The 25,003-nt window shown below is 45.2% G+C and carries 22 protein-coding genes; 3 read left to right on the plus strand and 19 right to left on the minus strand.

Annotated features, from left to right (window positions below):
• Positions 1 to 51: 51 nt before the first annotated feature.
• The 12 genes from MKZ12_RS18170 to MKZ12_RS18225 form a co-directional block, all read right to left on the minus strand.
• Entirely contained in the window at positions 52 to 2,067 is a 2,016-nt protein-coding gene (locus MKZ12_RS18170; protein ID WP_339255981.1) for a chemotaxis protein CheA, read from the minus strand.
• Positions 2,068 to 2,081: 14 nt separating this feature from the next.
• The gene (locus tag MKZ12_RS18175) at positions 2,082 to 2,507 is read right to left on the minus strand and encodes a chemotaxis protein CheW (protein ID WP_339234855.1); all 426 of its coding nucleotides are present in this window, start codon (positions 2,505 to 2,507) and stop codon (positions 2,082 to 2,084) included.
• A 25-nt stretch (positions 2,508 to 2,532) separates the two neighbouring features.
• Entirely contained in the window at positions 2,533 to 4,122 is a 1,590-nt protein-coding gene (locus MKZ12_RS18180) for a methyl-accepting chemotaxis protein (RefSeq protein WP_339255983.1), read from the minus strand.
• A gap of 547 nt (positions 4,123 to 4,669) precedes the next feature.
• A complete protein-coding gene (locus tag MKZ12_RS18185; protein WP_339255985.1) occupies positions 4,670 to 5,350 on the minus strand; it encodes a hypothetical protein in 681 nt (226 codons plus the stop codon).
• Positions 5,351 to 5,566: 216 nt separating this feature from the next.
• Positions 5,567 to 6,163, minus strand: coding sequence for a cupin domain-containing protein (locus tag MKZ12_RS18190; RefSeq protein WP_339255987.1), 597 nt, complete (start codon positions 6,161 to 6,163; stop codon positions 5,567 to 5,569).
• Positions 6,164 to 6,297: 134 nt separating this feature from the next.
• Complete coding sequence (locus MKZ12_RS18195; RefSeq protein ID WP_339255989.1) at positions 6,298 to 7,254, minus strand: aldo/keto reductase; 957 nt, start codon at positions 7,252 to 7,254, stop codon at positions 6,298 to 6,300.
• Between the two features lie 135 nt (positions 7,255 to 7,389).
• On the minus strand, positions 7,390 to 8,184 hold the full coding sequence (locus MKZ12_RS18200; protein WP_339255991.1) for a helix-turn-helix transcriptional regulator: 795 nt from the start codon (positions 8,182 to 8,184) through the stop codon (positions 7,390 to 7,392).
• Positions 8,185 to 8,596: 412 nt separating this feature from the next.
• The gene (locus MKZ12_RS18205; RefSeq protein WP_339234869.1) at positions 8,597 to 9,319 is read right to left on the minus strand and encodes a GntR family transcriptional regulator; all 723 of its coding nucleotides are present in this window, start codon (positions 9,317 to 9,319) and stop codon (positions 8,597 to 8,599) included.
• 10 nt (positions 9,320 to 9,329) lie between these two features.
• Positions 9,330 to 10,343 (minus strand): sugar kinase, encoded by a 1,014-nt coding sequence (locus tag MKZ12_RS18210; RefSeq protein WP_339234871.1) that lies wholly within the window; start codon positions 10,341 to 10,343, stop codon positions 9,330 to 9,332.
• The gene (locus MKZ12_RS18215; RefSeq protein WP_339255993.1) at positions 10,336 to 11,091 is read right to left on the minus strand and encodes a KDGP aldolase; all 756 of its coding nucleotides are present in this window, start codon (positions 11,089 to 11,091) and stop codon (positions 10,336 to 10,338) included. The genes MKZ12_RS18210 and MKZ12_RS18215 overlap by 8 nt, the downstream gene beginning before the upstream one ends.
• Entirely contained in the window at positions 11,088 to 12,197 is a 1,110-nt protein-coding gene (locus MKZ12_RS18220; RefSeq protein WP_339255996.1) for a DgaE family pyridoxal phosphate-dependent ammonia lyase, read from the minus strand. The genes MKZ12_RS18215 and MKZ12_RS18220 overlap by 4 nt, the downstream gene beginning before the upstream one ends.
• Positions 12,175 to 13,275, minus strand: coding sequence for an amidohydrolase/deacetylase family metallohydrolase (locus MKZ12_RS18225; RefSeq protein WP_339255998.1), 1,101 nt, complete (start codon positions 13,273 to 13,275; stop codon positions 12,175 to 12,177). The genes MKZ12_RS18220 and MKZ12_RS18225 overlap by 23 nt, the downstream gene beginning before the upstream one ends.
• A 221-nt stretch (positions 13,276 to 13,496) precedes the next feature.
• On the opposite strand from MKZ12_RS18225, the gene MKZ12_RS18230 reads away from it, so the two are divergent.
• Complete coding sequence (locus MKZ12_RS18230) at positions 13,497 to 15,827, plus strand: helix-turn-helix domain-containing protein (protein ID WP_339255999.1); 2,331 nt, start codon at positions 13,497 to 13,499, stop codon at positions 15,825 to 15,827.
• Positions 15,828 to 15,901: 74 nt separating this feature from the next.
• On the opposite strand, the gene MKZ12_RS18235 is transcribed toward MKZ12_RS18230, so the two are convergent.
• From MKZ12_RS18235 to MKZ12_RS18250, 4 genes are read right to left on the minus strand one after another with little or no spacing between them, the layout of a single operon-like run.
• Entirely contained in the window at positions 15,902 to 16,921 is a 1,020-nt protein-coding gene (locus MKZ12_RS18235; protein WP_339256000.1) for a glycosidase, read from the minus strand.
• A gap of 57 nt (positions 16,922 to 16,978) precedes the next feature.
• Positions 16,979 to 18,589 carry an extracellular solute-binding protein gene (locus tag MKZ12_RS18240; RefSeq protein WP_339256001.1) on the minus strand — a complete coding sequence of 537 codons (1,611 nt, stop codon included), beginning with the start codon at positions 18,587 to 18,589 and terminating at the stop codon, positions 16,979 to 16,981.
• A 38-nt stretch (positions 18,590 to 18,627) separates the two neighbouring features.
• A complete protein-coding gene (locus tag MKZ12_RS18245; RefSeq protein ID WP_091017811.1) occupies positions 18,628 to 19,539 on the minus strand; it encodes a carbohydrate ABC transporter permease in 912 nt (303 codons plus the stop codon).
• Positions 19,540 to 19,555: 16 nt separating this feature from the next.
• Positions 19,556 to 20,533, minus strand: coding sequence for an ABC transporter permease subunit (locus MKZ12_RS18250; protein ID WP_339256002.1), 978 nt, complete (start codon positions 20,531 to 20,533; stop codon positions 19,556 to 19,558).
• 371 nt (positions 20,534 to 20,904) lie between these two features.
• Here MKZ12_RS18250 and MKZ12_RS18255 point away from each other — a divergent pair, with 371 nt between their 5' ends.
• Positions 20,905 to 21,513: a type II CAAX endopeptidase family protein gene (locus MKZ12_RS18255; RefSeq protein WP_339256004.1), complete on the plus strand. Its 609-nt coding sequence runs from the start codon at positions 20,905 to 20,907 to the stop codon at positions 21,511 to 21,513.
• A 23-nt stretch (positions 21,514 to 21,536) separates the two neighbouring features.
• Entirely contained in the window at positions 21,537 to 22,283 is a 747-nt protein-coding gene (locus tag MKZ12_RS18260; protein ID WP_339256005.1) for a MerR family transcriptional regulator, read from the plus strand.
• 185 nt (positions 22,284 to 22,468) lie between these two features.
• Here MKZ12_RS18260 and MKZ12_RS18265 read toward each other — a convergent pair whose 3' ends face one another.
• The 3 genes from MKZ12_RS18265 to MKZ12_RS18275 all read right to left on the minus strand — a co-directional run bounded on the left by MKZ12_RS18265 (position 22,469) and on the right by MKZ12_RS18275 (position 25,002).
• Entirely contained in the window at positions 22,469 to 23,821 is a 1,353-nt protein-coding gene (locus MKZ12_RS18265; protein ID WP_339256006.1) for a glucoamylase family protein, read from the minus strand.
• A 288-nt stretch (positions 23,822 to 24,109) separates the two neighbouring features.
• Positions 24,110 to 24,601 (minus strand): hypothetical protein, encoded by a 492-nt coding sequence (locus tag MKZ12_RS18270; protein WP_339256008.1) that lies wholly within the window; start codon positions 24,599 to 24,601, stop codon positions 24,110 to 24,112.
• A 20-nt stretch (positions 24,602 to 24,621) separates the two neighbouring features.
• Positions 24,622 to 25,002 (minus strand): hypothetical protein, encoded by a 381-nt coding sequence (locus MKZ12_RS18275; RefSeq protein WP_339256010.1) that lies wholly within the window; start codon positions 25,000 to 25,002, stop codon positions 24,622 to 24,624.
• Position 25,003 lies beyond the last annotated feature (1 nt).

Below are 25,003 nucleotides of genomic sequence, written 5' to 3' on the forward strand. Positions count from 1 at the left end.
TTATGGATGATGAGGCTCTTTGGCCTGCATAATTTTTAGTTTATCTAACGATTAGTGACTGACCAGATAGGACGCGTCCAATATAAGGGCAACCTTACCATTCCCAAGGATCGTTGCGCCAGAAAGATGGTTCATCGCGCCCAGATACGTACCAAGTGTCTTAATAACGACTTCCTGATTTCCTATGATCTCATCTACTGCGTAAGCTGCAATTTTATCGACAGAGCGCACAATCACCAGAGGAATGGTTTTGGATTTGCGTTCCGTTCGTGGATAGTTCAATTTATCACACAGGCGGTGAAAGGGTACAATGCGTCCATGGTTCAGGATCGCCTGTTGCCCCTGGATCATCTGAATATCTTCAGGTGAAATCCGAACAATCTCGGACACGTTGTACATCGGCACGATCAGAACACGCCCCGATACTTTGACTAACAGACCTTTAATAATCGCCAAAGTGAGCGGTAGACGAATTGTAAACGTAGTACCCACACCAACCTCCGTATCAATATCAATGATGCCGTTCAGTCGCCCGATCTGGCTGCGCACAATGTCCATTCCAACGCCGCGACCTGATACTTCACTTACAGAAGAAGCTGTGGAGAAACCGGGCTCAAATATGAGATGTACAGCCTCCTGTGTTGATAGGCGTGCAGCCTGTTCCTCACTAATAATGCCTTTGCTCAAGGCGGAAGCCTTGATCTTATCCCCATCAATACCTTTGCCATCATCCGAATACCGGATGACAACATGATTCTCTTCATGGAATGATGTTAAGGTAATACGTCCCTTGGACGGCTTGCCCGACTCTCCACGAACCTCTGCGCTTTCAATACCATGATCTGCACTATTGCGAATGAGATGGATCAGTGGGTCACTCAATTCTTCAATAATCATCCGGTCAAGCTCAGTCTCTCCACCTTGAATAACCAATTCCAGATCTTTACCCAGCTTCTGCGAAAGGTCCCGAACCAACCTCGGGAAGCGACTGAACAGTTGATCAATGGGTAACATCCGGGTCTTCATCACACCGTCTTGGAGCTCCTTGATAACGCTGCCCATATGATCGGATACACCACTAATACTCTGAATCAGTGAAGAAGACTCCTTACGCGCACCCGACGCACTCAGATCTGCAAGGGATGTCTGATCAATTAACAGTTCACCGACCAAATTCATCAAATGATCCAGACGTTCAACACTCACACGAACTGTAGGTTGAGCAGCTTTCGCTTTCTCTTCCGGGCCAGATGTAGCCACGGTAGGCAAGCTTGGTTTTGTCTGCTCTGGTTCATTCATTAATTCAGGTTGTGCAGAAGCCGCTGCAACGTCATTGGATTCCAGCATATATGGATGAATCTCCAGCGTATGAATATCCGAGTCTGTAGACAATTCTGTCTCAAGCTGCTGAGAGTCCTTCGAAGTTGCCGTGATGATGATGAACTGACTGTAATGATCATCTTCATTCTGCGCGCCCGGCTGGATCTCCATGAGAGAAGTTGTAACAACCGTCCCACATATGTCTTCAATGCGTTGGCGCAAAATATGATATCTGGCCGCCTTCATCATACACTTATGCTCAAGCACAATGTGAATGGATAACAGGTGCTTTCCTGACTCAACAGCAACCTGTGCAACATTTGCCTCCGCTGGTTGCAATTGAGGTGCTGCAAGTTTCCCAACTACTGCCGGGGTTTGAATTAGATCCTTAATTTCTCGTACGACCGCTCGAAAGTCTGCATAGGCTTCTCCACGGATATACTGATCACGAAGCACCTTCATGGCGTCTAAAGAGCGGAATAACGTATCAATTAACTCGGAAGTCATCTCCGGTTTTTTCTCCCGAACCCATTCAAGGGCATACTCCACCTCATGAGTGAGGTCGCTTAATTCACGAAAATCCATTGTCGATGCCGATCCCTTGATGGTATGCGCTGCCCGGAACAGCGTTTGAACCAGTTCAACAGAAGGCGAAAGCTCCAACGCCAGCAAAGACTGATCCATCCGTTCCAGTTGATCATTCAGTTCTTCGATAAAGATGTCACGGTAGGCAGACAAATCCATCATTCGTATATACCTCCCTAACCGCCCAATATTTCGTCCAGTTTCAAAATGCCCACAAGCTTGTCTTCCTGTTGACCCACGCCATGGAAAAAGTCTTCACGGTTACGACCGTAACCCCCGGTTGGTGGATGTATTTCCGAATATGTGGTTACCTTGTTCACTCGATCCACAATCAGGCCAATATATTCATCCTGATACCGAACTACGATAATTCGTGTTGTTCTGGTATCCGGTTCATCCGTCATACCCAGCAGGTTGCGCAGACTCATCACACATACAACCTTGCCCCGCAGATTAACTACCCCTTTAATCTCCGGACGGCTAAATGGGATATCCGTAATGCTTAGCATTTTAATAATCTCGTGAATCTCTTCGATTCGAATGGCGCAAGTCTCTGAACCTACAGACAGCTCAATATATTGTTCTTTCTGAAGTGAAGACATCGATTCACCCTCAATTCAATTTGTTTTAATGGGTTTTGAAGGCAGCCGCAGATTTCGCCAGCTCTTCCGCCAGTTGTGCCAAAGACTGACAGGTTGCCGCAGTCTCTTCTGATGCAGCCGCGGATTCTTCACTTGAAGCCGAGATGGCTTCAACAGAACTCATTACTTCTGCCGCTTGCGCCGCCTCTTCCTCACATGCAGCTGCAATTTCGTTTACTTTCTGGGAGGAGTTATTGACCATATCAATGATCTGATCAAACGCCTGTCCAGTCATGGAAGACTGCTCAACACTGGCTGCTACTGCCTGCACACTCTGTCTCGTATTTTCCTGCATCGCTTTGATAATGGCTGTAATTTCTTTCGTCGCCTCGCCGCTTCGTTCTGCAAGCTTCCGGACTTCATCTGCTACTACGGCGAATCCTCGTCCTTGTTCTCCCGCACGTGCCGCTTCAATTGCTGCATTCAGCGCAAGCAGGTTGGTCTGCTCAGCAATATCGTCAATCACTTCAATGATGTCGCCAATCTTACGGGAATCATCTTCAAGCTTGGTCATTTTCGTATTAACAGCTTGCATGCCTTCCAGAGAAGTCTGTACAACAAGCCCACCTTCACGGGCAGTCTTCACAGTATCATTGGACAATTCAGCAGCTTCTTCCGCACTAGCAGCAACAGAGTTAATGGCAAGTGAGAGCTCCTTGAACAATTCGGAGATGTTTCCTGCCTCGCTGGATTGGCTTGTGCTGGTACTTGCTATTTCCTGTGTGCTGGCTGAGATCTGTTCCGAAGAAGCAGCAACACTTTGGGAGTTCAACACGATATTGTTGATTAACTCTTTCAGGTTGTCGACCATACGATTCAGTGCTGCTGCCAGTTGACCCACTTCATCTTTACTAGAGATGTCTGACTTAAGTGTCAGATTTCCCCCGGCGACTTCCTTAGCCAGAACCAACATGGACATGAGTGGTTTTGAAATCGAGCGAGAGATCATGTAACCAATGAGGATACTGAAGAGTACAGACAGAATCACAAGAATAATGGTTACTGCAAAAGAAGTTGTATAGGCTTCTTCGGACTTCGTGTTTGCCTGCTCTGCCAGGGTTACATTAAGGTTTACCAAATCAGAGAGTGTTTTTACCACCTCATCACCCGGAGGTTTCAATGTTGATTTGAGGAATGTAATGAAAGCTGCATCATCATTAGATAACGCCATAGTGACGCCTTGATCAAATAGTTTCATATAACTGTCATACTGGGTATCTAACTTACGAAGCAATTCCGTTTCTTCCGGGGTAGTAGCAAGAGGACGATACGTAGCAATTCGCTCCTCCATGGATTGACGAATTGTAGCCATATTTTCCGTAACTCTGGTCTGTTCTGCTGCTACAGTTTCAAAATTCAAATCTCGCACGTTAACTCGCAATCTCTGATAATCAACCTGAGCTGAGGACAGTTCTCTAACCGAAATCAGATTATTGTTATACATCTCTTGCATTCGTTCATTCGTACTTCTCAATGTTACTACCGAGTAGACGCCAAGTGACGCGAGGATTATCGACACAATTAAAAATGCCGAGATAATCTTTGTTGCTGTTTTCAAGTTTCCAAACCACTTCATGTAATCTCCTCCTAGGCATCGTAGTGTCCAGTTATGTATATAACGCTTGGCAAACCCTTCTCTTGGTCGCGCTCCAGACAACTTACGATTTATTTCGACATAAATATAATAAAACTGAATAGAAGATTTTTATTTATATGAATTTGCGTTATTATGAATTTTTATTTCAGATATAAAGAATCTACTTTTTTATCATTTATATACTTTTTACCTATATAATTGTTTTTTAACATTACATATCTACGCATAACAAAACAATTAGCATCAACTTGCATATACATCTACATACAAATTTTCATGTAATATGGTATTCTTAAATTTACATAAGAAACTATATAGTTCTTACGTCTAACACATACATATTTCTTGTAAAAAAATATATGTATCAAAACATTCCACTTCCAAATTACAAGACTTAAGTCTATTAAATACTCACATATAATGAGTCCAATTTCCCACAAAAAAACCAAACCCGAGTCAAACAAAGTTTGGTTTGAAGCAAAAAAAGACACTTTAATTTAACATATAACCCATTTAAAACTAATTTTCATGTGTTATATAGTTGTTCCAGTTCCACTAAGCGGTCTTTAATCCTATGCGGAATAATACCAAACAGGTTCTCCCACGTCATGAACATCTCCGGTCTTAATATATATTCTTCAAACTCCATGGTAGGAACGAACGCTTTGGTCTTTAGATAACGCTCCACCTGAGCATCGATCTGTTCATTCGTTTCAAAATAACCTTGAAACAACTCATTCACAAGCAGCCCATCACATCCAGCATCTGAACCCGCTGCACTATACAGGTTAGGCAATAACTCAAATACAACCGGAAGCGGTGAGAAAGCATGTTTGCCGGGCTGCGAGTACAGACATACATGATGCCCAACCATATTAACCCGTTCCTTCAATAATCCGCGCAGAACCTTACCATGAAAGCTCGCTTCACAGTCTACTACCTCTCCGTTATGACCCACATATATCCATACATGCTCCATTTCGTACAGATGTCCAATCTCATAATCCCACCAAATTGCATATTCAATCACGTATTGAACGACCTCGCTTGGAAACGCAATTTCCCTTCTGAACGATGGTGAAGGCCCGGATTGAAGCAACACAGAAATACCAACAAAATCAGGATAAAAGGGCTCTGCTCTGTCAAACATCAAAATAGGTGCATAACTCATTGCAGTTTCAAGTGTTTCCATCTCTGACATGTTCATTAAGGAGTCCTCCGTTTTTATTGGATATTCATACTATACTAACAGAGAACGCAAGGCACTGACTCAGGTATTTTGAATTTTTTTCTAATATAATGCTACCCCCTCCATGGACTTCATACGATAATAATGATTACATCGGCACATCAAAAAGCCTGCAACTGTTATTCCCCAGTTACAGGCTCTGTACTTATATAATGATGAATAAGGAATTTTGAATTAAGACTTCTGCTTATCGGATGGTGACACTGAAGTCTTGGAAGGTGAAGTCGATTGATCAGAAACCTCCGTATCACATCCTATTGGAGGGCCCAGAATGGCATCATTTTTAATGGACGCAACGGCTCTGGCATACGCCTCTTCATCCAAGCAGTACGCGCGGTGAGCCACCTCCGGTGGTGTAGCTGCCAAGAAATCCGCTCCAAACACAATATCAGGGGTTGGTTGATCAAAGATCGTTAATACATATACATCATCTGTCTCAGCGACAAACCAGTGAAACCAACCTTTCGGAAATACCACAACTTGACCTGGTTTCAGGCGATATGTCAATCGTTCACGCGTAAACGGATTAAAGACTGACGCTGTAATTTCACCGCTGATAACTACAACCATCTCTGTGACATTGGTGTGCCAGTGTGGCTGTACAATAATTCCTTTGCTTAAGTACACGTTGAAGAAACCATTGGCAATGGTCTGCAGCTGTTCTCCAAACAACTGGGTTACATAGTTGCGTGAATCCCTCTGATAATTGACAACCGCATTGGAATCGGCAGCTAGTGGAGCATTTGGGGCTTGCAAAATCGGATTCATCATACGATCATTTCTCCTCCTTGAGCATACATCTCATTGTTGTACTGTATGCCGGAGAGTAGAAAGATAATACCGTTGACTTGTTATACATTCTTTTCATCCGAAACTGCAGGTTTCATGAATCATGTCTTAAAGAGTTAGACTTGGCCAGGGAATCTGCCTCCAGCTGCGATGCCTTGGGGTGATATGCGATCAATCTGCTTCATCTCATCATCCGTAAGCGAAACTTCTAACGCGCCTAAGTTTTCGTGAACTCTTTCCAGGTTGCGAGTCCCCGGGATCGGAACGATATGCTCTCCCTTTCCAAGTAACCAGGCCAGAACAAGTTGAGAAACGGTGCATCCTTTTTGCTTAGCCATCTCTTGGATCAATCCAACAACCTCCAGATTTTTCTGAAAGTTCTCACCTTGGAAACGCGGATAGTGACGACGATAATCATCTTCCGCCAAATCGTCTATAGATCGGATCTGACCAGTCAGGAAGCCACGTCCCAATGGGCTGTATGGAACCAAGCCGATGTTAAACTCATGCAGGACAGGCATAATCTCATCCTCAAGTTCCCGACTCCACAATGAATATTCCGTCTGCAACGCTGTGATCGGATGAACAGCATGTGCACGCCGAATGATCTCTACTGGCGCCTCGGACAAACCAATATATCGAATCTTTCCCTGTTGAACCAGATCGGCAAGTGTGCCTACCGTCTCTTCAATGGGGGTGTTCGGATCAGGACGATGTTGATAATATAGATCAATATAATCCATTCCCAGGTTGTAGAGACTCGCATCTACTGACTTTTTAATGTAGGCCGGATCTCCCTTGGGGCCCTGCGTGTGCGTAATACCGAATTTGGTGGCAACAACAACGTCGGATCTTCGACCTTGAAGCGCACGACCAAGCAGTTTTTCATTTCCTCCAAATCGCTGTTTTTCATACTCTCCGTACAGATCCGCCGTATCAAACATGGTGACTCCTGCGTCCAGTGCACCCTGAATGGTATGTACCGATTCGTCATTATCCGGCATCATCATCACACCCAGGCCGAGCCCAGATATACGTAATTTGTCTTTGCCTAACGTTCTTGTCTTGAGCATGTGGCTTCCTCTTTTCATCTTAAAATAGAAACGATAAATAGCTACGAGTGAGCTTAAGTTCATTCTATTTTAATACCGAGACACCAACCACACTCCGTGTATGCTAGTAAAGAAATTACTAGTCTAGTCAACCTTCTACATAACAACAGGGACGTAAATACAACAATGAATGCCCGATTGGCTGTTCAGATTATTCATGGAAAAGATATCGTACGCATGTACAACACCATCTGCCCGTTCCGTCGTTTCAAGCAGAACACGATTGACTTGTTTTAATTCGACTTGGTGCAGGTTCCAGATCGTTCGGAAGTCCACACTTTCTTCACTCAGTTGTTTCACGATGCTGCCAAATCCGGGGTCACTCGGATACTTATCATAATACGTACGAAAGACAGCTACCGAGTGCCGTGCGAATTCATCCCAATTGTGCATGCGCTCCTTCAACGTTTCATCCAAGAATAAAATCCGCATCAATAGACGCTCATTCATATTCATCGACGAGAACTTAAAGAGGTTCGTATCCGCTGCTTCATTCCAGGCAAGCACCTCAGAGCGTTCATTGGTAATAAAGGAAGGATGAGTCAACTGACTAATAATACTCTGCCAACCTGGGTCCAGTTGTGAATACGATGCAAGGAATTCATGTTCCGCATTCGGGTCCCATAAGTCAAACAGATGAATCTTCTCTTCCGGGGTTAACCGGAGCGCGTTCGCTATGCTTTGTATTACTTCTCGTGAAGCTGCCAACTCCCTACCTTGTTCAAGCCACGTGTAGTACGTTGCGCTGACACCAGCCAATACCGCTACTTCTTCCCGCCTTAGTCCCGGTGTTCTTCGCTGTCCATAAGATCCTGACAATCCAACTTGTTCCGGTTGAATGCGGCTTCTACGTGATTTCAAAAACTCACCCAGTTTTTTGCTACGGCTCATACCTGCATCCATAGACATCGTTCCTTTTTATAAAAGTATTCAGGCCTATTCGACTCTATCCCAAAATGGTAGTCTCTGAATGACTTGGATATAATCCATTTATTGTTAGTTCTTCAGAATACCTGATTTACAAGTAGCTTAGCATCAAATGGTGCAGAACGAAAATACAAGCAATGTTTGAAGGAAATTCGTCAATTAAGTCAACTAGAGCAGATGCAGCAGAATTAGGAACTGCGTCAAGATGATTCGGTAGAAGTTAATCACGAGGAATTATATGAGGTATTTGACGTTTGAAAGATTTCTAGGGATTTCACCATTAAACCGTTGTTTACGCAAAAAGGGCCCTGTTATCAAAAGTGCAGGACCCTTTTTTGGTATGAATACAATTTCTTTCACGATATGTCCGCCGGCCTCAAGTGTCATAACTAACCAGATAATGATGAAGTTCCGTGTTATAACACCCGATACTGTGCTCAATTAATCTGCCTTCTCCGTCGAAGGAGTTACGAAGGCGCTTTAGCACATGCGTTCCCAGGGAGATCTTCAGTAGTTGGCATACTTCAGGAGTTGCTGGCTCTACAAAGAAACGGTCTTTGAAGTTCTCCAGCAAAATGTCGTTCTCCTCCAGTGATTCATAGAGCGATTGGATGTCTCCATTGATTTCCTCCTTGCCTCCGCCGGGCAATGCAGCTGCTGCCAAGAAGTGTATCAGATGAATATAAGGTTGTCCGTTAAGAATGTAGAGTCTTTCAATCCGCTGACAATATGGCCCGTAGAGATCATACTCCTCCGTACCAGTATCATTGGTCAGTAACCGGGAATTCAGAACTTTCTTTTCCAGCTTATGACCCTCTTCTACGAGCAGTTCCGTAAACCGTTTGCCCTTTGAGAGCTTCTGATGAGAGGTATTGCGCATTACAATTGTTCCAACACCGCTTTTCTTCTGCACATAGCCTTCCTGGGACAGCTCTTGGACCGCACCGCGGACTGTCATTTTACTGACCCCGAATTCCTTCTCCAGCTGTGGTTCGGAGGGAATGATGCTTCCGAGAGGATATACGCCATGTAGAATCCGATCTTTGAGAATTTTTTGGATTTGCTGATATAAAGGACCTTGCTTGCGCTTTAGGGACACTCACTGTTCACTACCTTTCAACATCTGAGGTACGGTCCGACAGCGCTCGGAGTACTTCATTCTCGGTAAAAAGCGCTGTATCACCTTGTGTGGTATGGGCCAGCATCGCTGCCGCCACCGCCATATTAACCGTATGTTCCTGTGGATATCGTTGCAATTCCCCATGGATGATGGCGCTGGCAAACACATCGCCAGCACCAATCCGGTCGTATACCGGGAACGTCAGCTTGCGGGAAAATACGAACGTACCTTGATGATAGATATATCCTGTCAAGGAATGCGTATGGTCCGCATTGATCTCACGGTGGGTTCCTGCTACCGTTCCGATTCCGAAGCGCTGTGCAACTTCAGGAATCGCTTGCTTCATCCGTGTCATTCTATCATATTCTTCGGTACCGATGCCAAGAATGCCCTTCGCATCCATCTCATTCATCAGCACCAGATCTGCCAGCCCCAGCATTTCTTCATAATGCGGGCGGGCCTTGACATAGCCATCCGGCCCCCATAACGCAGGACGGTAATTACAATCAAAGACAACCTTGCCTCCAGCATTCTTCACTTCCTCCGCAAGCTGTTTCATCTGCTTGCGCACGCCATCATTCATAGCCAGCGTAATGCCACATAAATGAAGCACGTCGATCCGGGACGCAAGATCTCTCATATCATAATTGGCCGCACCCGCAGTATTGAAACTGCTGCCCAGCCGGTCTGTGTAAGTGACTCTGCCTGGGCGGGCTCCAAAGCCATTCTCCAGAAAATACATCCCAAGGTGTTTACCGCCCTGTCTAATAAGAGAGGTATCCACCCCAAGCTTGCGCAGATAAGCGATAGCCGCTTCGCCCACCGGAGTTTCCGGCAAAGTCGTAATAAGAGCACCGTTATGGCCGTATCTGGCTAGTGCTGCCGTTACATTCACCCCGCTGCCGGAAAAAGAATACTCCAGCCTGCTGCTCTGGACCAGCGTTTCGTATCCCGGAACCTGCAGCCGCATCATCACTTCGCCAAAAGCAGCAACCCTATGCATACTGGTCCACCAGCGATTTCATTATCTCGAGCAATCTGCGGACATCCTGTACGTTGGTATTCCCGTTCTGTGACTCAATAATTGAAGAATACACATGTGGTATAACTTGAGGTACACCCGCCTGTAGTGCAATCTCTAGAATGGGTTCAAAGTTGTCCAGATCAATTCCGCCTGTGGGCTCCAGAGCAAAACTCGCTTCCCCACATGCCTTGGCAACCGCACGGTACTCCTCCTCCAGCTTCAATCCCTGCATCGGATAATATTTGAGCGCGTTCCCTCCCATGTCACGAACCAGTGCAATGGCGGCATGAACCGGAACAATGGCCTGTGGAGTGGTTACTGAACTAACGGGGCCAGTCGATATATTCACATAGCCTGGTTGCCCGCACGGAGATACCAGGCAGTTAATCCAACTATCTTTAGGTCCCAGATTGGCACGGGTTGCCCCCACTGCCGGGAATACCTGATTGATATGGCTTCCCGGATAGCTCGCGGCAATCTCCGCCACAACTGCAGCCTGACGACTGTCTCCAGCTCCAAGTCCGATGGATACTGCATCTTGAATCGCTTGACCATATTCAGTCATGGCCACTACAGCTTCCTCCGACGTAGCATAGTTTTTGGAGAGCACACCAACAAGTACATAACCTTCCGCAGCCTCGTACACATCTCTAGCGTTCCCGATACTTCCTGCCAGTACATTTATTGCGGCTCTATTCTTATACAGACACTGCTGAATATGACTCATTCTGGTTTGCCTCCCACGATTTCATGTATTCTGCTGACGATGACCTGCAAATCATCCCCTTGCAGCGACCTTGGATCAATATCGAAATAACCCTGCTTGACGCCATAGTCTCGGGTATATACCGCAATAACACCTTCACGCAGCTGGTCATTCACTTTCTTTGCATCCACCCCAGCAAGAGAGGAATCAATCTGAACACGCCCTCGGAAAATCGATCTGCCGGCTTCATCCTGCACAATGCGGACCGAAACACCAGGAAGTTCACCAAGTGGCTGAAGAGCCTCCAGCTTCTGCTTCTCTCGTTCACTATGGTCCGCTTTGTCCTGGTATTCCTCCAAAGCTTGAAGTAACCCAAAGATGGTCTCTTTGCCAACCTTCATACTGCGGCCGATCCCGTGAAGTTGTACCTTTAACCACTCCACATATTTCTTTTTGCCGGCGACAATACCGGAAGTAGGGCCTTCAATAGCTTTTGACCCACTATAAATGGCCAGATCCGAAAATTGGACATATCTGCGCAGATCCTCTTCCGCTGCCGCATCCACAATCAGCGGCACCCCTCTGCGCTGTGCCACCTCCCAGGCCTCTTCCACTGAAATCATGTTTTTCTGCACAGTGTGATGAGATTTAACATAAAGAATGGCTGCCGTGTTTTCACCGATCGCCTGATCGATATGCTCCTTGCGGCCTTCATTCGCATATCCAACTTCCACTACCCGGCCACCTCCAAGGAATACCATGGTTTCTACTGGCGCTCCATATTGCACATTATGGCCCTTTAGCATAATAATTTCATTTTTCAATACCGGCTCCTGATGCAAACGAAGGCTGATACGCGGATTTCCGGCGGTCACAATGGCCGCTACCGAAAGCGCAATACCACTGGATGCAGAGTTCACCACAACTGCGCTTTCCGAACCAAGAAACTGTGTAATATATTCTCCGGATTTGTTCACAAGATCAGCCATTTCCACGTACCGCTGTCCGCCCTGTTTCATCGCATCCATGACTGAATCCGTTGGTGCAGAAACGCCAAGGATGCTCATTCTTCCACTGGCATTAATAACACGCTTCAATCCATATTTAGCCTGTAGTGAGTGACCCATTAGCAAACACTCCTTTAACCTCAATATAGTGTTGTGTGACCCGGACATCTCCTTCCGAGTCCTCAAGCTGCTTTTCGCCTGCTTCCAGGGAAAACAAAGTCAGGTTTGCCTTCTGTCCAACCCTGATCTTCCCGAGCTCCGGCTTACCGAGCCACTCCGCTGGACTTCTTGTAACCGCGCGAATGACCTCTTCCAGACTGTAACCGAGGTACAGAAATTTCGTCAGTACATTCGACATACTGTATACCGGACCATTCATACGGTTGCCTCGGTAAATGTCCGTACTGATTGTATTCAGCGCAATGCCTGCAGCCTTGGCCTGTTCTGCAATTCGGAAGGAGAAGCTCGCTGTACCATGTCCCACATCCAGATGAACTCCCCGAGCAGCCGCGTCCAGTAATTCTTGCAGCGGTGTGCCGTCCGGATGAAACAGATTGTTGGACTTGCCGTTAAGGTAATGGGTGATTACATCGCCAGACTGTAATAACTCCAGCACATCCGAGATCGCGGGCGGAGCAGAACCGATGTGAACCATGAGCGGAAGTTTCGTTTCTTCCGAGAGTGTGCGTGCGAGCTTGAGGGGTTGTATCCCGCTGTCTTTGACGACACTTTCGCTGATGCGGGCTTTCAGACCAACAATGAAATCAGGATAAGCCGCTACCGCCTTCAAGACCTTGGCCCGGTCAATCCATTCCAGCTGTGACAGTTCATCCGTCCGTTCAAGTCCGATCCTTGAAATATTCAACAAAGCAAATACTTGTGTAGCAGCCTGTAGTCTTGCGGTATAAAAAGCTCCTATTCGGTCTGCACCGCAGCTTCCGGCATCTACAAGCGTTGTTACCCCCTGCTTCACACCAATTTCGTCGATATTATCGCCATAGGGGTCAAGGTCCTGGACGGCATGCACATGCAGATCAATCCACCCACTGGACGCATATAACCCTGAACAATCCAACACATTTTCTCCTTCAGCTTGGCCTGGCGGTGTTATGGCGGTGATGATCCCGTCCTGAATGGTGATATCCACGATCCGCCCGTCAACAAGCTGCAAATTGCGCAGCACATTCTCTGTGCCCACTCATCCCATCTCCTTTTTCAACCACGGTATACAGGCAAATTCCAAAAAAATGATTCATGACATGAGATCTGTATTTCCAAATCGTTAAAATAAGCCTGATGAGCTACTTCACTTCAAAGATTATAATGTTATAATGTTTATACTAGCACAAGTGTAATCCAGAAGAGAACAGCGATTTTCAATTCAAAATCCGAATATTTTAACACTGGAGGGACTGCTTCATGGCAAATTCCGCATTCAAGCCATCCTTGCTCGACAGATTCAGGCTCAGCTGGAATCATTTCAAATCAAGGCTTCTGCTGAAATATGCCTTTTCTTACATTCTCATATTTCTTATCCCTCTGACAGGTGTAACTATTTTTGTGTATGAAAACGCTGTCAAGGGATTGCGTGTTGAGATTGAACAATCAAATGTCAATCAACTTAACCAGGTGAAGAGCACTATAGATAACCGGATGAATGAACTTCAGGAAATAGCGGGGAGAATCGCCTATGACAAACACCTGACCCCTTATATGGTAAAGCACCCCTATTACAGCTTGGAGGCGATTCAAGCGCTGGCCAATTACAAAGCTAGCAGCAGCATTGCAGAGGATCTGCTTCTCTATTTCCATAATGATTCCCACATCTATTCGCACCGCGGTTTGGCTAATCTTGATGTCACCTTTGCTAGCCTCTATCAGTTCGAACATTGGAATCTGCAAGAATTGCGGCAGGAGTTAAATGAAACTAGACAGCCGCTGGTCCGTCCCGCTGAGAACGTGAAGGTTAATTCCCGAATGGAGCCGATGCTCGTCATGCTTGTGCCTGTTAAACCGAATGACCCCTTTCCATATGGGACCGTTGTATATTTAATGAAAGAATCCAACCTTACCGGGGTCATGGATTCGATTTTGAGTGATTTTTCAGGAAGCAGCTATATATTCAGTCCCTCCGGACAGGTGTTGACCGCGAACAGCCATGGCATCAGCCTTCCACAGAACGAAATTGAGAACTTAGCTACACTTGCGCCTGGTATCCATAATTTGAAGATGGACGGAGAACAATACTCCGTTGTTTCTGTTCAATCGGAAGAAAATGGCTGGACCTATGTAACCACCATGCCAAGCTTCCAATTCTTCAGCCGTGTCGCCCATGTCCAGACTCTGATCCTGATCGTCTTCTGCATTACTGTCATTACCGGTATAGCTGCTGCGCTGTTGCTAGCCAAACGGCAGTACCATCCAATCAGAGATTTGATGGACAAGATGAGAGGCAACGGCGATGATGCTTCCAAGCTCCACAATGAATGGGAATGGATACGACAGACCCTACACAATTACAGTGCGAAAATTGATTTTCAGGAGCCCTTCGTCCGTAATCAGTGCATGCTGCTGTTACTCAAGCACGGCAAGCCGGATGATCCTGAGATCGAACAAATGATTCTGAACGCCGGATTCCGGCATCCTCAGGGACAAGGCCACTATTTCTCGGCTATATTGTCTTGGGATGATACTTTGCTTGGCGACAAGTGCTGGCAGGAACGCCTTCTGTTGCAGGATATACTTAGCAATGTATGTCTACCAGGCACCGGTGCTCAGATCTTCGGCGTTGAATTCTCGGTCAAAGAGCAGTTTGCTCTAATAATTTCACTTCCCGGTGATATGGAGAAGCCGATTCAAAACCAATTGGAAGAGGTAATTGAAGCCATTCAATTGGTAATCCGCGAGCATTCGCAGCTATCTCTGAGTATCGGTGTCGGCACGGCATACAGGGACTTGGCCCGTCTTAACCAATCCTTCATTGAAGCTGCTACAGCTCTGGAGCACCGGATCATCCAACACAGCGGTCAGGTAACTTATTTCGAACAGCTTGCAGAGCTGAACCCTTCTGCTTCCGAGAGCTTCTGGATTCCACGCAAATCCATGCTGAAACTGGAGCAGAGCCTTAAGCAGGGCAACGAATCAGTAACCGTGCAACTGATTACCGAAACCATTCATATGATCAAAAATGAGCCATTACAGGTTCACCTGCTGCGCTGCATCTGTTTCGATCTGCTAAACGCTTTTCTACGCACCGCCTCCGAGCTTGGTATGAACGAGGTGTTCGCCAATATGTCAGAATTGACTGCCTTTGAAACACTCGAAGAGCTGGAGAGTCGTTTGCTCTGTCTGGCTGCTGACATTTGCGCGCAGGTGGAGCTGAATACGAAGACAAGCGAGTCAACATTAATGGATGATATTCTGGTTTACGTGGATCAACAGTTTGCAGACTACACACTCAGCCTAGAGCATGTGGCACTTAAGTTTGCCATTTCAACTTCATATTTAAGCCGGAGCTTCAAAGAGAAGACCGGCCGCAATTTCTCACAATATATCTGGCAGCGGCGTGTAGATGAAGTCATGCGGCTCCTGGAGAACACTAGCGCACCCCTCAAAGAAATTATCGAACAGGTCGGTTACATGGATGCGCCAAATTTCATCCGCAAGTTCAAAAAAGAAATCGGTTTGACACCAGGTCAGTATCGCAAGGAACATGCCCTGAGAGCAGCCACTATTAAAGGACCTGTTTAAGTTAGTGAAGGTTCCGCCTTTTCTGCACTACATTTTTATATTAAAAGATACGCTTCATCTAAGGTTTATTTTGCTTAGCTACTGCCTTCCTGGAGGATGTGCTCTACCAGTTCGTCCAGCGGAACTGTTGCAAGAGCAATCGCCGTATCTGTTACCCCATAATAGATATAGAGCAGTCCATCTTTGACCACATTTCCAGTCGGAAAGATGACATTTGGGATCTGGAACCCAAATTTCTCATAATACATCTCTGGCTCCATAATAAAATGATGCGTTCGGGCAATGATTTTCTCCGGTTGCTCCAAATCCAGCAGCATGGCTCCCACACGGTAGACAATGTCCTCATCGACGCCATGATAGAGCACCAGCCAGCCCTTGTCCGTACGAATCGGAGGCGTTGAGCCGCCAATCTTCCTTGATTCCCAGGAGAAGTTCTGGGCGGTAGCAAGCAGCTTGGGCTCTTCCCAGTTCACGAGATCCTCGGAGTAGGTAATCCACATGGCCGCCTTATCCGTACCGTAGGCTTCTCCTACATATTCCTCAGGGCGGCGCAACAGTACGAATTTGCCACCTATTTTCTCAGGGAACAGAATGTTGTCCCGGTCATTAATATCAAGAGGTGTCGTGTCCGCCACATACTCCCAATCCAGCAGATTACCTGATTTCAATATGGAGGACCGGGTTAGCCAATGTCCCGCCTCGTCCCCCCACCCGTCCGGATATTCCGGAATAGAGCGAAGGGGGACACCTGCCCCGGTAGGGTAATAACTCATGGCACAGGGACGAAGAGCGTAGTTTAGATAGAAGGTTCCGTCGATTTTGACAATCCGCGGATCCTGCACACTACCATAAGGGAATCCCAGCATGTCTGGCGTCACAATGGGCTCATCCTTCACGTGCGTAAAGTTCACCCCGTCTTCACTCTCTAGCAGACTCAAATAATTTTTGCATGGAGTTAGGGAACCCGCTGTACGCTCAATCATATAAAATTTGCCGTTATCGATGATAACCGCCGGGTTGAAAACCGTAACCTTACGCCATTCATAATCGCCCGGCACAACAATGGGATTATTCGGATGCCTCGTAATTTGCATGTCTATTCCTCCTGCATCTGCATGAATGTTCAGGGACGCGTTTTCGCATGGACCTGATTAGTTGGATTTCCAACGATCATAGGCAGCCTGATTGATTTCAACCATACGCTCTCCGCCCATTTTCTTGACTGTCGCCACATAATTGTCCCAGCCCGTAAGAGGCTCCGCTCCAGTGATGAATTTCGCCTCCATCTGATTCACATATGTCTTCAAATCAGAATTCAGGCCACTGATTTCGGTCTGCTCTTCCACGGTAAGGAACAGGGTCGGAAACGGAATCCGTGCGCCTTTATCGAGAAGCTTCTGCTTGGTCTCCTCTTCGACCCATAGGTCAAAGTCTGTCTTCAGCCCCTTATTAATATCATCCATGGACAGGGTTGGAGCGGGAATGCCGTAGTTAGGTGTCAGAGTTGCCCGATAATCTTCCATTTCCTTACCGTCCGGTACTGGCAAGTAACGTTTGACCCGATTCTCTTTGTCTGTGTACTCCCAGAGAGTGCCCTCTGGACCTTTATTAAAGAACATGGCACCTTCATAAGAATAGAGATAATCCACCCAGCGCATAGAGGCTTCCGGCGCAGGATTACTCTGCGTAATAGCAAAGGCACCGCTTGTAATCCCCCTGTTCTTTGCAATCGCTGGGGCAGCAACTGATTCACTGTGGACAGGTGCAAACATGGGATCTGCCGTCGAAGGCTCTCCACCTTTGCTCATGTAGGCATGCCAGTCCGAAAAGAGGGCGATTTGATTGTTCTGTGCTTTGGCCTTTTTTTGCTCCGCTGTTTGTGAGAAGCTCTCATGATCCAGCAGGTCTTCAGACCACAGTCGGTTCATATAGGTCAAATATTCCTTGTAGCCTTCTTCAAGTGGTGTGTAATGCACCTTGTCCGCATCGTCCACGTAAATTTCTTCTTCATAAATGCCGAAGGCACCCAGCAGCCATGTACGGATATCGCGGAGGTTCGCAGCGGGTGTAGTCACCGAGGAGATCGGAATTTCATCAGCTATGCCATTACCGTTGGGATCTTCCTCTTTCACACGTTTCAGATAGGTATACAGCTCCTCTGTCGTTTCGGGGAGTTTATCGATATTCAGCGCCTTGAGGAAGTCTCCGTTATACCACATCGGATTGCGGTACCAGTGCTGGCTAAGTTCTACTACTGGCAAGGAATAGATATGCCCGTCCGGTGCAGTTATCGATTTGCGGACATCCGGATTCTCCTCCAACAGCGCCTTGAAATTCGGAGCATACTCTTCAATCAGATCCTCCAGTGGAATGAGGATACCCTGCTCTCCGTAATTCATCTGCTCTGCAGTTGTCAAACCGGCAGCATAGAGGATATCCGGGTAATCTCCACTGGCGAGCACCAGATTTTTCTTCGTTTCGAAGCTATCCTTCGGTGCGTTCTTGTATTCCAGCTTAATACCGGTCTTCTCTTGCATCTGCTGAAGCACAGCCATGTTCTCCCAGTTCTGAATCCCTACATCTGGTGCCATAAGCGACAAAGTAACGGGTTCATTAACAATCGGGAAACCTTCATTGTTCACAGCGACTTTTCCGAGATTGTTGTTCGCTTCACCTTCGTTTGTACTGCTGCAGCCTGCCAGTAATGTAATAACTAAAGCCGAAGATAACAGAAGCTTCCATGACCTACGTGTGGTTGGCATTTATAATTCCTCCCTTGATTTCATCACATTTTAGCTGTTTAACCTTTAACAGAGCCTATCATGACCCCTTGGACAAAGTAACGCTGCAGGAACGGATAAATTGCCACGATGGGCAGTGTGGAGACAACAATGACTCCATATTTGATCAGGGATGCCGTTTCTGCCTTATTATTCATGGCGGTCGCCACCTCGCCGTTGATGGAAGAGCCCGTCGTTTCCGCTGTCATTTCCTGAAGAACAAGGATCTGACGCAGAACCATCTGCAGCGGATACTTCGCTTCATCATTTAGATAGATCAGAGACGGGAAGTAGCTGTTCCAGTGGCTAACCCCATAGAACAAGGCCATAACGGCTACAATCGGTGCTGACAGCGGTAGAACAATGCGAATGAACAGCTTTAGATTCGTACAGCCGTCAATATGCGCTGCTTCCTGAAGTTCTTTCGGAATGGTCGTCTGGAAAAAGGTACGGGCTACGACGATATTCCAGACCGAAGCGGCCACTGGCAGGACCAATGCCCACATGCTGTTCATGAGTCCAAGATTCTTGACCAGCAGATACGTCGGCACGATTCCGCCGCTGAAGAACATCGTGAACAGAATGAGGCCCATGAACAATTGGCGCCCGACAAAATCAGATCTGCTGAGCGCATACGAGGCCGGAAGAGTGACGGCGAGATTGAGCAGAGTGCCCACCACTGTGTAGATAATGGTGTTCCAGTAACCACTCCATATCTTTGGGTTCTCAAACACAAGCTTGTATCCGTCCAGTGTTACATTTTTCGGAAACAACCACATCGCTCCCGAATTGACGTCCTGCGGCGAACTGATTGAAGCGCTGAGAATATAGATGAGCGGATAGAGAACAACCAACATTGCCAGACCCAGATAAATATAAGTGCTGATCAGAAAAAGCTTGTCCCCCCGAGATTCTTTCATCGCAGTAACCAAAGACTTCAACTCCTTTCTACCAGAGGCTGTTCTCACTGGTGCGTTTGGCGATCTGGTTGACCGTAACAAGCAAAATAACGTTGACAACCGAATTGAACAATCCGACAGCCGTTGAGAAGCTATACTGAGCGTTCACCAATCCGGCGCGATATACATAGGTGGAAATTACATCGGAAGCTTCCATATTGAGTGAATTCTGCAGCAGCAGAATCTTCTCGAAACCAAGACCCAGTATATTACCCATATTCAAGATCAGCATGATCGTAATCGTGGGTAATATCGTCGGCAGATTGATATGTAGCACCCGTTTCATTCGGCTTGCTCCATCCATAATGGCTGCTTCATGAAGCTGGGGATCTACGCCTGACAGGGCTGCGAGATAAATAATGGTTCCCCACCCGGTGCTCTGCCAGACGCCGGAGAATACATATACCGTCTTAAACCATGCGGGATCAGTCAGAAACTGTGCTGGTTCAAGACCAATGAATTCGATGAACCGGACAATCATTCCGCTTGAGGGTGATAAAAAGGTAATGATCATACCTGCCATGACAACTACAGAAATGAAATGGGGTGCATAGGTGACCGTCTGGACCGATTTCTTGAACGGACCGTTGCGGACTTCATTGAAGGCCAGCGCCAATATGATAGGCAACGGAAATCCGATGACAAGTTCATAGAAGCTGATACTGAATGTGTTCCAGAGCAGATCCCAGAAAAAATAAGAATTGAAAAACCGTTCAAAATGGTCAAAACCAACCCATTCGCTGCCTGTAATTCCTTTTGAAGGTACGAAATTCTTAAAAGCAATCTGAATGCCGTACATCGGGCCATAATGAAAAATAAGGAAATACAACAAAGCGGGAAGCATGAACAGATAAAGCTCCCAGTTTTTCCAAATTCTCTTGCCAAGGGAGTTCTTCTTCAATGAAGGATTTACGGATACTACTATGTGACTCTCCTTCACTCTCTCACTCCTTTCTATGTCTTTCATTACCTACGGTTATGTTACTGCTTTGCATTCTTGCTGACTCTATTTTGGTAACGCTTACAATCCGAAGTATAGAGAAACGAAGATGACACGGTAAATATGTAGGTTCTGCATTGTCACGATAGGGTGTGTAAAACCGCGCTACTGCGGTACTTTTCGTTTAGCCCTGATGTGGATGGTTGCAGATGGAGCAAGGCTGTAAATATGTGAGTTACGAACCTCCTCCTCGTTGCAAAAGAAACATATTGTGATCACCCAGCAAGAATTCAAACGTTTGTTATGAGTATCTGATCATACTTTGATAAAAAAAGCTGTTGCGGAGGACGTTACGTCACAATCTACAATGAAAAAAATGTGATAAAGGAGTTTTCATTATGTCTGAGACCTATGCAAAGGAACATTACAAAATACTGTTGATCGCATTACTAACGCAATCAGCCTTTCTATTTATTGGATTTATTTTTATTGGTTTATTTAAGTGGGGAGAAATGTTGCCATTTATAGCTTCCTTATTCATACCGAACAAGATTAGTTTATTATCCGTAATCATCATTGGTCTTATTGCCAGTCTTTTTATTACTACGATTGTCCTAATTACATTTATCAGAACAAGAACAGAACTCCCTAAAACCGAAGGGTCAGATATGATTAAAAAAATAATGATCCAACCAAGTGGTATAGCTTTAACAGCGATAGGTGGTATATTTGAAGAATTCTTTTTTAGAGGGGTCCTGATCGGATTATTTATTGGATACTCTTTGTTCGTGGATTGGATCGTCATTCTAATAAGCACTTTTCTATTCTGGATAATACACGTTCCTCAATATAGAGGAGCTACGGGTGTCCTTATCGTTGTGTTTGTAAATGGTTTGATTTTTGCTCTACTCTTTTATTTTACGGGGTCGTTAATTCCCCCAATCCTTGCCCATGTCATTTATAATATTTCTATTGGAATTATTCTGGCACGAAAATACAAGAACTGATTATTTGAAAAGAGGGACGTTAGATGCAATTAACAGTGAGTAAATTTGCAAAGCTGGCGGGCACAACAGTCCGTACGTTAAGACATTATCGACAACTTGGCATATTGGTTCCCTCACAAAAGAACGAAAATGATCATCATGTATATATAAATGAGGATTTTAAAAGGCTGCATGAAATTCAATTGTTGCAAAATCTAGGACTTTCATTAAACGAGATTAAAGCCGGTTTGGATAATCCGCAATATTCTTTTGATGAAATAATTAAAGTTCAAGAACAATCGCTTAAACATAGGAGAAAAGCTATTGATTGTTCTTTGGCATTAATTAAACGAATAAAACGGTTAAAGGAAAAAGATCAATTCAATGAATTAAACTCAGAATTGCTCATGCTACTTATGAACTCGATGCGTGTTGAGGAGGACCAAAAAAAGCTACTTCGAAATTATGTTTCTGCGGATATTATTGAAAAGGTGTTCCCAGAGGATATCTCTAAGCAAACTTACTTGGATGAACAATTATCCAATCTGGTATTGCTTGTCCATCGAGCTACCCTACACGATCTTAAACCAGATCATCCTTCCATACAGCAACAGTTGAAGGATATCATTACAAATACCCAATTAAATCAACTGATTCTCCATGACGAAGAAAAGAACGAAGAACTTTATATAAACGTAAAACCCTATGAGTCGTTGATCCCTAAGCATACCATGGATTTTTTGACAGAAGCATTTGAGGTATTAAATACGAAGAAAAATTCTTCTCTATAGGATCTTGATAACGACCAATACAACTCTAAGTCATTGCATCATTCATGAGAGAAACCACTCCTTTCACCCAGCCTAAACATCTCGAGCTGTACCCAGAGACGGTTCGACAAATGCAAATAGAACGAAGCAGAAAACACTCTGCTTCGTTCCGTTCAAACAATCGGTATGGCAAGTTTTCCTCCCGTTCATTGAATAGAAAACACTTCTTTTTTCAACAATTCTTCTGGCGTCTGCCCTATCACATCACTGTGAAAATAATCGCGTATAACGCCGTCTTGAAGATAGTTAGCGATCGACACCATAATCATTCCTTGATCCAGTGCCAGATAAGCTTTTGCGAGTTCTCCCGTTTCAACATTGACTGAGTCATAGAACCCATACTTGCCAAACATTTTGAATTTCTTTAAAGCTTTAATATTCTTTTGAACCGCTTCAGGGGCATAATCCAGGGCAAGGAATGTTGCATGTGCTGTAACCGTTGCTCCATCTTTATAACCTGAGGTCCCCAACGGCGTTGCAGCAAACTCACTGTAACCTGTTGGCGTTGCAGAAGGTGAAAACCCCCATGCGGCATACCCTTTTTCTTTGGCATATTCGATCTGCAATTCAACATGACGCTGGTTGTTCAATCCCAAAGCTTGAGTACCTAGGTCTTTTTCCTTTATAACCATACCGGGCATAAGAGCTTCAAACATACTGCCTCCCCAACTTGGCACGAACTTTTTATCCTTGTATACATAACTTCCTTCAAACACATCCACTCCATCGTACTTAACGGATTTGCCTTGAGGAATCTGAGCTTGCCAATCCCATTCTTGAGGTAATGTGCGATACATCTTCCACCAATGCTCTTGGGGAACATCACCTTTCCCAATGGCAATATAGCTGCCTACACGTGGTTCCGTGTAAAACATTCCATAATGGTGATCCGTCAGTGCACCTTTAGCCACATCATAGCCTCCGCGGAATTGACCGACTTCAGGATCATATAACGGAGTATAATTCATATTTTCGACCAACTCGCTTGTTGCCCCATGAAGTTCTTCATAGGCTTGCCCCACAACAATTAAACCAGCGGATAACCAGCCATTATCGACTTGGGATATAAATTGTCCCCAATCTTTCTTCACTGTACCGTCATCTGTGTTATACCAGTTATAAAATAGGCCGTTCCATTTTTCTAACTTTTCGAGGGAATTGATAGTCGTTTGCAGGCGATGTACTGCTTCTTTCTTCGAAATGATACCCAATTGTTGCGCTGAAACGGTGCTCATCATATACATGGCGATGTTCGTGGGCGAGGTGCGTTTAGCTTCTTCTGTCCCTTTTTCAGTGAGCCGAACTTCATCGTAAGTCAAGCCAGTGTTCTGATCCGTATAATCCTCAAAATACGAATAGGTTTTATATGCAATCGCTTTCAATTCTGCTCGAAATCCAATTAAATTGCTTGATTCACCTGCTGAGGCCATCGGAGTTAAAGCTAGATTAGCGAACAGACAAAAAGTTAAAATGAAGCTGAATAGTTTTACTTTTTTCATGATGTTCTCCCTTCAAATGAATTCGAAACGTTTCGTGTATATGTTATCATAAATTTCCCATTTCCGTAAACAAGAAAATAAAACGCTTACAAATTCTACATATATTATGGATCAACGATAGATATTAACTCGAAACGTTTCATTATTGATGCAACACGAGAGTAGTACACGCAGGATAATATGACGTATTAGTCCATATGAAGGTCTGTTATATTCTAAATTGAAAAGAAAAAAGCCTGACTCCATAGGAATCAGGCCTAATCCTTTCTCGTACCCTTCTGAACCGTCCTATGTTGCTACAACCGTTGTTCCACAATACTCGCAGTCCGTTGATTGCTTGGGAAGCACTTTTGCCTTCGCCCCGCACCCCGGGCAACTTACTGAAACTGGCCTTTGTGGCTCTTCTACTTTTTCTTCGACCCTTACTTCAGTGTTTTCCTTGTCTGAAAAATTGATCTCTGTATAGTTAATTGTATTATGACTGCTGTAACTCACAGTGTTGCTATTGTAGCTTGAATACGTATGCGAATTCGCATTCTCGCGATCAAGATGACCCCCATAATCTCCCCCATAAAACTTTCGTTCAGGGACATGCTTTTTCTTAACACGTTTTTTCCTAAGCAATTTAATACCCCAATATAAAAATAAAAATTCAACGATAATAACTCCAGCCATAGCAATGAGATTTTTAGTACCTATGAAATTATTTGCATTAAACATGGCGATCGGGATCGCAATGGCATATAACATGAAAAAGAGTCCAAATAACTTCCTTAACAACACCATTCCTCCTATGCAGTTTACGAGATCCTCATCGTTGTTCCGCAATACTCACAATCCGCAGACGAGGTAAGATATACCCTTACCTTGGCTCCACACCCTGAACAATTCACGGCTACAGTTTCTTGAGGGGCCTCGTCATATCTCACACGATGCTGATCTTCCTGATCTTGCTTATCATTAGAGTCGTAATGATCGTAATGCTGGTATGGATCAGTCTTAGACTGAGATTTAGGTCGACCACACATTTTTATGCCCGTAACAAGTACGATAACCCCAGGGATAAAAAGAATAATCGTACTGATAATGGCCGTTTCTGTTCCTTCGGATATTAATATTAAAGATAACAGGATCGTCACGGACGAAAGGATAATGAATAAAATGCCAAAAAATTTCTTCACC

It is taken from the genome of Paenibacillus sp. FSL R5-0713 (assembly GCF_037973325.1).
Lineage (GTDB): Bacteria > Bacillota > Bacilli > Paenibacillales > Paenibacillaceae > Paenibacillus.